General features: G+C 60.0%; 10 protein-coding genes. 1 reads left to right on the forward strand and 9 read right to left on the reverse strand.

The window, feature by feature from the left end; all coding sequences use genetic code 11:
• Window positions 1–14 precede the first annotated feature (14 nt).
• The 9 genes from ACXAH0_RS13485 to ACXAH0_RS13525 all read right to left on the reverse strand — a co-directional run bounded on the left by ACXAH0_RS13485 (window position 15) and on the right by ACXAH0_RS13525 (window position 11,202).
• Window positions 15–1,502, reverse strand: coding sequence for a caspase family protein (locus ACXAH0_RS13485; protein WP_475191998.1), 1,488 nt, complete (start codon window positions 1,500–1,502; stop codon window positions 15–17).
• A gap of 22 nt (window positions 1,503–1,524) precedes the next feature.
• Complete coding sequence (locus ACXAH0_RS13490) at window positions 1,525–2,586, reverse strand: OmpA family protein (RefSeq protein ID WP_475192002.1); 1,062 nt, start codon at window positions 2,584–2,586, stop codon at window positions 1,525–1,527.
• Between the two features lie 183 nt (window positions 2,587–2,769).
• Window positions 2,770–3,933: an iron-containing alcohol dehydrogenase gene (locus ACXAH0_RS13495; RefSeq protein WP_475179398.1), complete on the reverse strand. Its 1,164-nt coding sequence runs from the start codon at window positions 3,931–3,933 to the stop codon at window positions 2,770–2,772.
• 230 nt (window positions 3,934–4,163) lie between these two features.
• Window positions 4,164–5,552 (reverse strand): aldehyde dehydrogenase family protein, encoded by a 1,389-nt coding sequence (locus ACXAH0_RS13500; RefSeq protein WP_475179403.1) that lies wholly within the window; start codon window positions 5,550–5,552, stop codon window positions 4,164–4,166.
• Between the two features lie 297 nt (window positions 5,553–5,849).
• Window positions 5,850–7,217: a glutamine synthetase family protein gene (locus tag ACXAH0_RS13505; protein ID WP_475192006.1), complete on the reverse strand. Its 1,368-nt coding sequence runs from the start codon at window positions 7,215–7,217 to the stop codon at window positions 5,850–5,852.
• Window positions 7,218–7,309: 92 nt separating this feature from the next.
• On the reverse strand, window positions 7,310–8,359 hold the full coding sequence (locus ACXAH0_RS13510; RefSeq protein WP_475179410.1) for a TRAP transporter substrate-binding protein: 1,050 nt from the start codon (window positions 8,357–8,359) through the stop codon (window positions 7,310–7,312).
• 137 nt (window positions 8,360–8,496) lie between these two features.
• A complete protein-coding gene (locus ACXAH0_RS13515; RefSeq protein ID WP_475179413.1) occupies window positions 8,497–9,837 on the reverse strand; it encodes a TRAP transporter large permease in 1,341 nt (446 codons plus the stop codon).
• Entirely contained in the window at window positions 9,837–10,433 is a 597-nt protein-coding gene (locus ACXAH0_RS13520) for a TRAP transporter small permease subunit (protein ID WP_475192009.1), read from the reverse strand. Before ACXAH0_RS13520 ends, ACXAH0_RS13515 begins: the two co-directional genes overlap by 1 nt.
• Window positions 10,426–11,202 carry an N-formylglutamate amidohydrolase gene (locus ACXAH0_RS13525; RefSeq protein WP_475179421.1) on the reverse strand — a complete coding sequence of 259 codons (777 nt, stop codon included), beginning with the start codon at window positions 11,200–11,202 and terminating at the stop codon, window positions 10,426–10,428. The genes ACXAH0_RS13520 and ACXAH0_RS13525 overlap by 8 nt, the downstream gene beginning before the upstream one ends.
• Before the next feature lie 146 nt (window positions 11,203–11,348).
• On the opposite strand from ACXAH0_RS13525, the gene ACXAH0_RS13530 reads away from it, so the two are divergent.
• Complete coding sequence (locus tag ACXAH0_RS13530) at window positions 11,349–12,218, forward strand: MurR/RpiR family transcriptional regulator (RefSeq protein WP_475192012.1); 870 nt, start codon at window positions 11,349–11,351, stop codon at window positions 12,216–12,218.
• The last annotated feature ends 199 nt before the right edge of the window (window positions 12,219–12,417 follow it).

The raw sequence follows: 12,417 nt of genomic DNA on the forward strand, positions 1-12,417 counted from the left end.
GGCCAAAGAAAGCCCTACTGGCAGCCGCCTTCGGCCCAGACCTTCAAAAGCTCCTTGAAGACGCCGCCAAAGGGATGATCTTTCGACAGCGCCCGGGTCTTGTCGGACACATAGGTCTGCGCCTGGGTACACAGGTTGGCCTGTTCCCAGTTGTGGCAGGACGCACAGGTCTTGTCTTTCCAGGCCGCCTCCGGCAAGCCTTCAATGGGCGGAAAGGCGGGGCTGGCAGTGATCAGGTCCGCAATGCTGCGTGTCGCCAGATCCGGCCCACCTGCCCCAAGCGGCTGGTTGAAGGCCACCACATCCGGCAGACCGGTTGCAGACGGGGCCTCTGGCTCAGCCAGCTCCTTCGGCGTGCCTTCGGACGAGGCTGCCGGGTCCGTGCGCCGCTCTTTCTGCTCCAGGGTTTGAAGCTCCAGCCGCGCCAATTCGGCAAAATGGCCATCCGGGTAAGCCTCAAGATAGTTCTGATAGGCGGCAACCGTGCCCGCCTGACGCGCGGCTTCAATCAGATCCCGCTCGGCTTTTTCCGGGTCCGCCGGCTCTGGCGCCGGGGCGGGCTCCTGTGGCGCAGCCTTTGCAGTTTCCTGCACTTCCGCAGAGACAAGGTCCCGCAGCAGCCTGCGCGCTTCGCCGGCGTAGACGCTGTCCGGATTGGCTCGCAGATACAGCATGACCTGGATCGGATCCTTGCTGAGCTTCACCGTTTCCCAAAGCTGGCGGGCCTGAATTTCCTGGGGCGACGGCAATACGGCAGACACGAATTCAAAATCCACCGTCAGGGACGAGGTGTCCCAGGGGGTCTGAAGGCCGTTTGTGGCCTGCAGCACATCCCGGCGCACTTGCTTGAACAGTGTCTCAATCGGCACGCCCGGCTCCGGCAGGCGGCGCGCCAATGCACCAGTAAAGGGGCTGTTGTTGTCGGCCCCGTCCACGGCCACTTCGCCCGGCGCCGTGGAATAGGCCAGAAACGTGCCCCGGGGCGCCTTCATTTCCGCAAGGCCATTGTCATTGAGATCCGGCAGCGTGGCAAAGGGATTGTCCCGGCAGGCATCCAGAATGACGATATTGGTCTGGTTGCTGGCAGAAAACATCTGCCGGAGGAGCGCCTGAGCAGGCACGCCGACCAAACTCAGATCAGCCGCGTCCTGAAGTTCAATGTCAACGGGCAGAAGAAAGTTCGCCCCGAAAGACTGGACCCCATGCCCGGCATAATAGAACAGGCCGGTCGCCTCATCATTGGCTTCGCGCAACTTGCGTCCGAAGTCGGAAATGGCCCGGATCAGCTCCCCCCGTGTCGTATTGGTCACCAGCATGACCTCAAACCCGACCGCTTCCAGGGAGGCTGCCATCAACTGCGCGTCATTGACCGGATTGTCCAGCGGCGTGACATGGGTATAGGCGCCATTGCCGACGACCAGCGCCAGACGGGCACCGTCTTCGTCACCGGTGGACTGCGCGTGCGCGTCCCGCTGCCCGGCCGCGACAGGCAGGATCAGCATCAAGAACCAGCAAAAAAGAGCCTTAGTTGACAACGATAAACTCGATACGGCGGTTGCGGCGTTTGCCGTCAGGTGTGTCATTGGAAGCGACGGGACGGCTTTCGCCATAACCGATACTTGTCATTCTCGTGTTAGGTACGCTCTTTGCGTTAAGATAGTTTACAACGGCCGCCGCGCGGCGCTCCGACAGGCGTTGATTGGCATCGGTGCTGCCGTCGCTGTCCGTATGGCCACCGACTTCAATCTTCAGGCCCGGACAGCGCATGATGATGTCCACAAGGCTGTCAAGCAGCGGTGAGCTGCGCGGATCCAGCGCCGTGCTGCCGCTGGCAAAATAGATGTTGTCCGTTCGTGACAGGATTTCGAACCTGCCCTTGCAGGCGGCCTCATCCAGGTTGCCTTCCGGCTCCAGGGCTGTTGCCGCCGCATCGGTCTCTTGCACCGGTTCTGCCTTGGCCACCTGCTGCCCGTCCGCATTTTTGGAGAACAGAAAGTCGAATGTGACCGTGGCAGAAGGCACGATTGCGACACTGGCGGCCTCTTCCAGCTTCTTCACCCCGCCATCCAGATTGAAATCAGCAGCTGCCACGGAGACCGGCGCCGTGGAAGACACTGCCACCATGGCCTCATCTATCATCGTGACCGCCACTTCGGTTTCAAGGCTCCTGGTGACCCCGTGCAATTGCAGGTCAAAGGTCAACGGCATGACTTTTCTGCGCCGCGTGGGCAGATCCGCAAAAACCGCCGGGTCCAGGCGGGTTGTGATCACCGCCTCGGGAAATTCAAAGGTTTCGAAAAAGAGGAACCGCATGCGCACATTGCGCAAGTCGATCTTGGTATCGACGCTGTCGAGAAAGATGCGGACTTCCGCTTCTCCCGAAGCGTCAATCTGGCCGTTGAACTGAACAAAGCCACTTGATTCGACAATTGTGAGGTTCTTGACCGACTGGAACCGCAAGGTGGAGGCATCCGGCTGCAGCGTCCACCCGGGCGAAAAGACCGTGTCCTGAGCGGCCGAAACCTGCGGCATTGCCGAGACGCACATGAAACACAGGATAGAAAAAAGAACCCGCGCAACCGTCATCCTGCCACCCCTCCCTAGGGTCAAATTTCAATCAATCCAGATTTAGTTCCCTGAGGGCGCGAGTGTTACAGCGTTCGAATGTTATTGCAATATTGCGCTCACGCCGCCTCAACGGCGTGAGCCTTGCCGCCTGCGCAAAAACGGGAAGGCGACTGAACAAGATCGCTGGCCTGTCTCTGGCGGTCAGAGCGTGCCGCTCTGGGCCTTGTCAAAGATTTCCAGAGCCCCGTCCCTGGTCAATTCAACCGGATTGCCTCCGGCCGTCGGATCGACAATGGCCATTTCGGCGATGAGGTCCCGCTTGGCATCATCCACGTTCAGGCCGGACAGCGTGTGCGGCACGTCCAGGTCCTGCCGCAGCTTCAAGACCGTGTCGAGCACACCCTGATAACCGCCGGAAATCCCCAGGAACCCGGCCAGGCGTTCGAATTTCTGTTCAATCGCCGGTTTGTTGAATTGCAGCACATAGGGCATGAAGACCGCGTTGGTCATCCCATGGTGGGTATCATACAGCGCGCCCACCGGGTGGGACAGGGAATGAATAGCCCCGAGCCCTTTCTGGAAGGCGACCGCGCCCATGGCGGCCGCACTCATAAGGTGGCCCCGGGCTTCCAGATCTGCACCATCAGCGGCCACTTTGGGCAGGTTCTCCAGAACCAGCCGGATGCCCTCCAGCGCGATCCCTTCCGACATGGGATGGTACATCGGCGCCGAATAGGCTTCCAGGCAATGGGCGAGTGCGTCCATGCCCGTGCCGATGGTGATGAACCGGGGCATGCCGACGGTCAGTTCCGGATCGCAGATCACGGTTTCCGGCAGCATCTTGGGATGGAAGATCACTTTCTTGGTATGCGTCGCCTCATTGGTGACCACACCGGCCCGGCCGACTTCAGAGCCGGTTCCAGCGGTCGTCGGAACGGCCACAATCGGGGCAATTCCGGCCGGATCGGCCCGGGTCCACCAGTCACCAATATCCTCAAAATCCCAGATCGGCCGGGTCTGGCCGGACATGAAGGCAATCAGCTTGCCCGCATCAAGGCCGGAGCCGCCGCCAAAGGCGATGACACCGTCATGGCCGCCAGCCTGATAGGCGGCAACACCTGCGGTGATGTTGCTGTCGACCGGGTTGGGTTTGACATCGCAAAAAACCGCCGCCGACAGGCCCGCAGCCTGAAGGCTGGCAATGGCATTGGCGACCATCGGCAGACCGGCCAGACCGGGATCGGTCACCAGCAGCGGGTTTTTCATGCCGGACGCCTTCACGGCATCGGGCAGCTCCTTGATACGCCCGGCACCGAAACGGACGGCAGTCGGGTAGGACCAATTGACGGATGGAAGTGCGCTCATGGGTGTCTCGTGTTTTATCAGATCATGTCATCTTCAAAAGGCAAGCAAACGGACATCAGGTCAGCCGCATGCCGTTCTGTTTGGCTCCGCTGCACGCGCCGTCTTAAGCTCAAGCGCCTGCAGGGGGGTATCGTCTGTCAGTCCAGTTCGGTCCGGGACGCCCTCTTGGTGCCACAGGGCACCGGATCCTTTCAAAGACCCACGCCCCTTGCGACCTTACCCGGCTGATCTCAATGCTCCAGGCGGAAGTGGAAGGATTTCGGCCGGGTCAGGTTGTGGAAGCCGATTTCCGACAGCGCCGCCCCCTTGCCCGTGTCCTTCACGCCGGTCCAGACCAGCGCCGGGTCCAGATAATCGCACCGGTTCATGAACACCGTGCCGGTCTCGATCCGGTCGCCGATCCGGGCAGCCGCTTCCACATCTTCCGACCAGATGGAGGCAGTCAGACCATAGGGGCTGTCATTCATGAATTGCAGGGCTTCCTCGTCATCGCGAACCTTCATGATGCCGACCACAGGACCAAAGCTCTCTTCGCGCATCACCGACATCTGGTGATTGACTTCGGTGAGCACCTGCGGCGCCAGATAGGGGGTGCCCTCCTTGTTTTCGGCAAAGGTGGCCATATCGATATGGGCCTTGGCCCCCTTGCGCAGGGCTTCGTCTGTCTGCTCACGGATCCAGGTGGCAAAGCGCGCCTGGGCCATCGGGCCGAGGGTCGTTGTCTCATCCAGCGGATTGCCGAGCGTGTACTGCTTGGTCAGATCAACAAAACCGTCGACAAACCGGTCGAACAGGCTTTCATGCACATAGACCCGTTCAATGCCGCAACAGCACTGGCCGGAATTGAAGAAGGCGCCATCCACCAGATTGCCAATTGCATAGTCCAGATCCGCATCGGCGCGCACATAGGCCGGGTCCTTGCCGCCCAGCTCCAGCCCGAGCGTTGCGAAGGTTCCGGCCAGCGCCTTTTCAATGGCCCGGCCGCCACCCACGGAGCCGGTGAAATTGACATGATCGATCAGGCCGGACCCGAGCAGCTTTTCGGTGCCCCCATGGGTCAGAACGATATTCTGGAACACACCGGAGGGCAGCCCGGCGCTTTCAAAAGCTCTGGCCAGGCGCTCGCCCACCAGCAGCGTCTGGGCCGCATGTTTGAGCAGGATCACGTTGCCGGCCATCAGCGCCGGCATGATCGTGTTGACCGCGGTCATGAAAGGATAGTTCCAGGGCGCGATCACCATGACGATGCCAAGCGGCACCCGGCGCAGATAACGTTTGAAGCCCGGTTTGTCGGTGCGCTCGATATCGGCCAGCGCCTCTTCGGCAATGGCGGCGCAATATTCGGTGCGCTCCACAGTGCCCCCCAACTCACCGCCATAGCGGACCGGACGGCCCATCTGCCAGGCAAGTTCCGGCACAACTTCGTCATTCATGGCCTTCAGCGCCTCCAGCGCTTTCAGGCAATAGGCGACCCGCTCGGCAATGGGCGTTGCCGCCCAGCCCGCCTGGGCCTGCCGCGCCGCCGACACGGCCTTGCCAGCCGCCACCTCATCGAGCGCGGGCCGTTCGGCATGAACCGAGCCGTCAATAGGGGAGATAAGTTTGATGACGTCAGACATGGGCTTGCCTCACAATTCCTCTTGGCGAGGGTTCTGTTAAACTATGGTTCCTCAACTCACCCCTCATCCCGAGGAAGCGCACGAGCGCTGTCTCGCAGGATGGGCCGCATAATCCGTTCACGTGACCCATCCCTCGAGACGGGACCAATGGCCGTCCTCAGGATGAGGAAGCGGTTGAAGCAACCGGAATTGGTGTGTGGACCACCAGAGGGGCACCCTTCACTTGGCGCCTCTGCAGGATTGATCCGTTTCAGGCTGTCAGGGTCCTCAATACCGGGTCCCTGAACAGCAAAGGTCCTAGGCCCGTTCAAATCCCCGGGCGATTTCATAGTCGGTCACCGCCCGGTCGAATTCCTCGATCTCCCATTCCGCCGCGCGGGCATAGTGGTCGATCACCGTGTCGGAAAACGCCTCACGCAGCAGTCTGGACGTGCGCATGGTCTCGCGGGCGTCGCGCAGCGTATGCGGAATTTCCTTTGCCTTGCGGCTTTCATACACATCGCCGGTGGCAGGCGGGTCAAGCGGCAGCTTGTCTTCCAGTCCCTTGATGCCCGCAGCAATCAGGACGGCCAGAGCCAGATAGGGATTCAGATCGGAGCCGCCGATCCGGCACTCGACCCGCAGCGCCTTTGTGCCCTCCCCGCACAGGCGGAACCCGGCCGTGCGATTGTCGACCGACCAGACGGTCTTGGTCGGGGCGAAGGACCCCTTCTGGAACCGCTTGTAGCTGTTGATATAGGGCGCCAGGAAATAGGTGTAGTCGGGTGCGTATTTGATCATGCCAGCCAGATAGTGCCGCATGGTGTCCGACATGCCGTATTCAGCGTTTGAGTCGCAAAAGACGTTGTTGCCGTCCTGATCAAACAGGGAATGATGGACATGGGCAGACGAGCCGACCTTGTCGCTGCGCCACTTGGCCAGGAAGGACACCGCCCGCCCCCTGGCCCAGGCAATCTCCTTGACCGCATGTTTGGCGATGGTGTGGTATTCGGCCGTGTCCATCGCGGGCGCATATTTGATGTTCAGTTCTTCCTGGCCGGTTTCCGCTTCGCCCTTGGTGTTTTCCACCGGAATGCCGGCCCCGAAGAGACCATTGCGCACCGGGCGCAGAATATCCTCTTCCTTGGTGGTCTGCAGGATGTGGTAATCCTCGTTATAGGCGGAGATCGGCTCCAGATCGCGGAAGCCTTCCTTGCGGATCGCGTCGAAACTCTTTTCAAACAGGAAAAATTCCAGTTCGGTCGCCATGATCGGCGTCAGGCCCATTGCCGCCAGCCGGGCCACCTGGGCCTTCAGCATCGCCCGCGGCGAATGGGGCACTTCCTTGTGGGTGTGATGGTCCAGAACATCGCACAGCACCAGAGCGGTGCCCTCCAGCCACGGCACTTTGCGCAGGCTCATGAGGTCCGGCTTCATCACATAGTCGCCATAACCGCCCGACCAGCTGGTCGCCGCATAGCCCTCGACCGTATACATTTCCAGGTCGGTGGCCAGCAGATAGTTGCAGCAATGGGTTTCATCATAGGCGGTGTCGACAAAGTGCTGGGCGTGGAACCGCTTGCCCATCAGCCGCCCTTGCATGTCGACGATACAGGCAAGCACAGTATCGATCTCGCCGGAGGCGACGAGGGTTTTGAGGGCATCAAAGGTCAGGTTCCCAGACATGGTGTGTCTTCCGCAGGTCTAATTCTTGTGAGGGGCAATCGGCAAAAAGGGCTCCGGGAAGAGATCTCTCCCCGAAGCCTATCAGTCAGGTCTTAGCCGAAGTTGTAAGGAGGTCCGGCCTGGTTGATAACCTCATTATAGTCTTCGAAGATCGAGATGATCTTGGCCTGCAATTCGCCTTCGGACGCAATCTCTTTCCAGAAGTCCTTGGCAGCGTTTTCCACTTCCGCCCATTCAGCGGCCGGAACCGTGCGCAGCTGCAGCTTGTCGCCCCGGGCCCGAAGACGTGCTTCCCCGCCCCAGTACCACTGGTTCCGGTAGGTGTGGCTGGCCTCGGTCGCCGCCAGAACAAGCTGCTTCAGGTGGTCGGGAAGATCCGCCCAGCGTTTCTGGTTGACGAACCAGGAGCCGATCCAGGCCCCGGAGATGTTGTTGGTCAGGAAGTAGTCGGTCACGTCCGCCCAGCCGACTGTGTAATCTTCGGTAATACCGGACCAGGCCATGCCGTCCAATTCGCCGGTCTGTACAGCCACTTCCGCATCCTCGTAAGGAATGGAAACCGGCACAACGCCGAATTTGGACAGGAACCGGCCGGCAGTCGGGAAGGTGTAGAGCTTCAGGCCTTCCAGGTCGGCAACAGACTTGATTTCCTTCTTGGTGTTGAAGTTGCACGGGTCCTGCCCGGCAGAGGAAATCCAGGCAACGCCGACTTTCTCATATTCGGAGCGCCAGATATCGGCGAGGCCATACTGGTTGAAGAGAACCGGAACATCCAGAATATGCTTGGTGGCAAACGGGAAATAGCCACCGAACTGGCGCAGTGGGGTCGGCGAAGCCATGGAATCATCGTCTGAATGCACCGCATCGATGGTGCCGCGCTGCAAAGCCTGGAACAATTCGCCCGTCGGCACGATCTGATCGGCATAGTAGAGCTCGATCTGCAGCTCACCATTGGAGGCATTGTTGACGTAATCCACCATGGGCTTCGTCACATGCTCGCCAAGGGCGCCGCCGGCATAGGTCTGCAGGCGCCACTTGATCGGCTCCTGGGCCAGAACGGCCGGTGCGGCCAGCGTGGTGGCACCAGCGGCAGCGGCCGTGCCCAAACCGGCTTTTTTCAGAAAATCACGTCTATTGGTCATCATAGTTCCCCTATGTCAGTGTACGGTCCATGCGGCAGGCCCGTTGTCCGGTTCTGTGTCCTGCCGCGTGTCTGTGACTGTGTCTGTTTCCTCCAGACTTTTCATTATTGTCCCGGCTCCCACCCCATCTGCGGCTGCTATTTGGCATAAACCAGATTGGGCAGCCAGAGGGCGATTTCCGGGAAAACCATCACGATTGCCAGTGCCAGGATCATCACCATGACAAACGGCAGGATCGAGCCGTAAATGTCGCGCATGGAAATGTCCTTGGGCGCCATGGCGCGCATCAGGAACAGGTTGTAGCCGAAGGGCGGTGTCATATAAGCGATCTGGGTGGTGATCGTATACAGAACGCCGTACCAGATCAGGATATCGCCGCGCGGCATGCCCAGATCCAGCGATCCGACCAGCGGAACATAAAGCGGAGCGACAATCACCAGCATGGCTGTGTCGTCCAGAAAGGTGCCCATCACCAGGAAGGACAGCTGCATCAGGATCAGGATCATCCAGGGCGACAGGCCGAGCTGCTCGGTGAAAAGGCTTTCAATCGCCTTCACTGCGCCAAGACCGTCAAAGACGGCGCCAAAGCCAAGGGCTGCGAGAATGATCCACATGAACATGCAGGAAATGCCGAGCGTGTTCTTCAGGCACAGGATCAGAATGTCCAGGGTCAGGCGGCGGCGCAAAATAGAGGCGATCAAGGCTGTCAGCGCGCCAACGGCCGAGGCCTCCACAAGGCTGGTCTTGCCCATCACGAAGGGCACCATCATGGTCGCAAAGATGATCACCGGCAAAAGACCGGCCAGCAGCAAGCGGTACTTCTCCGCCTTCGGCACGTCCCGCTCGTCTTCCGGCAGGGCCGGGCCGAGCGACGGCTGCAGCCGGCAGCGGATGGCAATATAGACAATGAACAGGGTTGCCATCATCAGCCCGGGAACCGCTCCGGCAAGCCAGAGCTGGCCGACCGGCGCCCGGGCGATCATGGCATAGAGCACCAGCACCACAGAGGGCGGCACCAGAATGCCAAGGGAGGAACCGGCCTGGATCACCCCTGTGACCATGCGCTTGTCGTATTTGCGTTTCAAAAGCTCCGGCAGGGCAATGGTGGCGCCGATGGCCATTCCGGCAACCGACAGACCATTCATGGCCGAGATCAGCACCATGAGCAGGATCGTGCCGATGGCCAGCCCACCATTGATGGGTCCCATCCAGACATGGAACATCTTGTAAAGATCATCGGCGATCTTGGTTTCCGACAGGATGTAACCCATGAAGATAAACATCGGCAGGGTCAGAAGCGGATACCATTTCATCAACTTCATGGCCGCCGAAAACGGAATATCGCCGCCGCCGGTGCCCCACAGCGCCAGGGAGGCGATCGCGGCTATCGCGCCAATGGCGCCGAAGACCCGCTGCCCCGTCAGCAGCATCAGCATCATCGACGAGAACATGAGAAGAGCGATCATCTCATAGGACATCAGATCGTCTCTCCCTTGATCCGGGCGATATCTTTCAGGAACTCGGCAAAGACCTGCAGCAGCATCAGGAAAAATCCAATGATCATGATCAGTTTGACCGGCCACAGATAGGGCCGCCAGCTGGTGGGGCTGCGCTCAATGAAGCCCATCTTTTCCCGAGCAGCCTCCGGACCGCCGGTCACGAACGCGACAATCAGATCCTTGTAGAAAGTGAAAGGCTCCTGCTGGAAATGGCCCAGCGAATAGGCAAAGGAATTGAGCGCCCCATAAAGCAGGACCCCCAGATAGAAGATCAGCAGCAACACCGTGAAGGCGTCGAACCAGGCCTTCTTCTTCACGCTCCACTCCGCATAAAACAAATCCATGCGCACATTGGAGCCAAGCTGGATGGAATAGGGCCCACCCAGAACGTAGTAGGCGACCATGGCAAATTGGGCCGTTTCCAGGGTCCACATGGACGGGCTGAAGAACGTCTTGGAGATGGATGACCACAGCAGAATTCCCGCCATGACAAAGAGGCTCCACATGACGGCCTTGCCAAGCCGGCGGTTGAAGCTGTCGACGGCCCGGACATAGATACGCGCGGCCTTAAGCATTGCGCTCTCCTTTGACCGCTGCTTCCAGGAGCGGTGCCAGCAGCCCGGCCCAGCGGGCTTCCTCTGCCACCGTCGTCAGCTCGTCATTGCGGATTTCAATCATCAGACAGGGCAGGTCCCGGTTCTCTCCGTGGCGGCGGATCGTATAGTAGACACCGTCGGAGGGGGAATAGGGCTCATTGTCGCCAACCGTCAGGCCGTCCGTTTCCTGCAGCGCTTTGAGAACCGGCTCGGCCAGCCGGCGGTCCCGGTCATAGATCAGACCGATCTCCCAGGGCCGGCTGCGGCCCTTATAGACCGGCGTGAAGGAATGGACCGAGACAAGCGCCGTCGGCAGCCCTCGGCTCAAACGCTCTTCCAGCACCGCATCAATGGCTGCATGAAACGGCCGGTGCACCAAGTCGAGACGGGCCGTGCGTTCACAGTCCGTAAGTTCCCGGTTGCCCGAAATTTCCGTCAGCTCGCTCATGCTCGGGATCAGGTCGGGCCGGTCCTCTTCCCGGTTGCAGTCAATCACAAGGCGCGACACCTTGGTATAGACAAGTGGGGCGTCCAGCGTTTCCGCCAGCCCGCGCGCCACACCAAGCGCGCCGGGATCCCACGAGATATGTGCCGCCTTGTCCGCCTGCGACACACCCAGGCTGTGATCATATGGGGCCGGAAAGAAGTTCGAGGCATGGTCGCAGACAAACACGAAACCGCCGCGTCCTGCGGCGTTCTCAACCGCAACGGTGTCCATCCTGCCACCTGTTTGAAGGCTTGCGCCCATTCCCCGATCCCCTTGCTATTTCAGCTTGGCTGCCTGTAATGTTTGTTACAGATTTTTTGTAGCAACCGATATCTGTAATATTTGATACGCAGATTGAGACCGCTGTCAAATAAAAAGGCATTGCCAGAAACACCGATAGGCCAGCCATGGAACGCCCGCTTCTGGAAGACATCCGCGACCGTCTGGACGAGTTCACCGCTACGGAAAAAAAGGCGGCCCATGCACTGATGGCGAATTACCCCATGCAGGGCCTTGGGACAGTTGCCCAATTTGCCGAAGCAGCCGGTGTCAGCTCACCGACGATCCTGCGCTTCATCAGCCGCCTGGGCATTCCCGGCTTTGCCGAGTTCCAGAAGAAGCTGCGCAGCGAGCTGGAAAGCCAGCTGAACTCGCCGCTGGCCCGCAGCGCGGCCATGGCGGAGGAAACCAGCGGCGATCCCCATGTGAGCCAGCTTCTGGATAATCTGCGCGAAACATTCGAGCATCTGCCCAAGGGCGAACTGGACGGACTGGCGAAGCTTCTGGCTGACGAAAAGAAGACGGTCCATCTGATCGGCGGCCGCTTCACCGACGGCTTGGCACGCTATATGGCCGCCCACCTGCGCATCGTGCGCTCCGGCGTCAACCATGTGGCCGGGCAACAGGGCAACTGGATCGACCAGCTTCTGGGCATGGGGCCGAAGGATGTGGTGCTCATTTTCGATATCCGCCGCTACCAGACCGAGATCATCCAGTTTGCCGAAGGCGCCGCCAAACAGGGCGCTACCGTGGCCCTGATCACGGACAGCTGGATGTCCCCGGTCGGCCGGATCGCCAGTTTTGTCCTGCCTGCCCGGGTTGCCGTGCCCTCCCCCTGGGATTCTTCGCTTGCGCTGATGGCCATCGCCGAACTCCTGATTGCCGGGGTCACCCGCGCCAATCCGGACCGGGCGCAGGCCCGCATGCGCTCACTGGAGACCCTGCGCAACAAGGTCGATCCATCCAGTGACAGCCGGACTGTGGAACTGGATATTTAAGGGTTAAACTCGATCAAGCCTCCGGACCTGGTGGCTTTCCAGGCGTTTCGTGATATGATCACTCATGAAATCAAGGACTTAAATCGCATCACGTTCAGCCGGTTTCAAACTGCTTTCTCTGTTGCGTTGACTTCTGTGATGTCAGGCCACGACAGGCAAATCCGGAGAAACATGACGTCATCTATAGGCTAGAGCCTCG

The sequence above is a fragment of the Roseibium sp. AWQ4_290 genome, from assembly GCF_056160985.1.

What these genes read in the sequence shown, in the direction of transcription:
- ACXAH0_RS13485 (WP_475191998.1), bottom strand. Translation starts at nt 1,502, where the DNA reads ATGCTGATCCTGCCTGTCGCGGCCGGGCAGCGGGACGCGCACGCGCAG.
- ACXAH0_RS13490 (WP_475192002.1), bottom strand. Translation starts at nt 2,586, where the DNA reads ATGACGGTTGCGCGGGTTCTTTTTTCTATCCTGTGTTTCATGTGCGTC.
- ACXAH0_RS13495 (WP_475179398.1), bottom strand. Translation starts at nt 3,933, where the DNA reads ATGAGCGCACTTCCATCCGTCAATTGGTCCTACCCGACTGCCGTCCGT.
- ACXAH0_RS13500 (WP_475179403.1), bottom strand. Translation starts at nt 5,552, where the DNA reads ATGTCTGACGTCATCAAACTTATCTCCCCTATTGACGGCTCGGTTCAT.
- ACXAH0_RS13505 (WP_475192006.1), bottom strand. Translation starts at nt 7,217, where the DNA reads ATGTCTGGGAACCTGACCTTTGATGCCCTCAAAACCCTCGTCGCCTCC.
- ACXAH0_RS13510 (WP_475179410.1), bottom strand. Translation starts at nt 8,359, where the DNA reads ATGACCAATAGACGTGATTTTCTGAAAAAAGCCGGTTTGGGCACGGCC.
- ACXAH0_RS13515 (WP_475179413.1), bottom strand. Translation starts at nt 9,837, where the DNA reads ATGTCCTATGAGATGATCGCTCTTCTCATGTTCTCGTCGATGATGCTG.
- ACXAH0_RS13520 (WP_475192009.1), bottom strand. Translation starts at nt 10,433, where the DNA reads ATGCTTAAGGCCGCGCGTATCTATGTCCGGGCCGTCGACAGCTTCAAC.
- ACXAH0_RS13525 (WP_475179421.1), bottom strand. Translation starts at nt 11,202, where the DNA reads ATGGGCGCAAGCCTTCAAACAGGTGGCAGGATGGACACCGTTGCGGTT.
- ACXAH0_RS13530 (WP_475192012.1), top strand. Translation starts at nt 11,349, where the DNA reads ATGGAACGCCCGCTTCTGGAAGACATCCGCGACCGTCTGGACGAGTTC.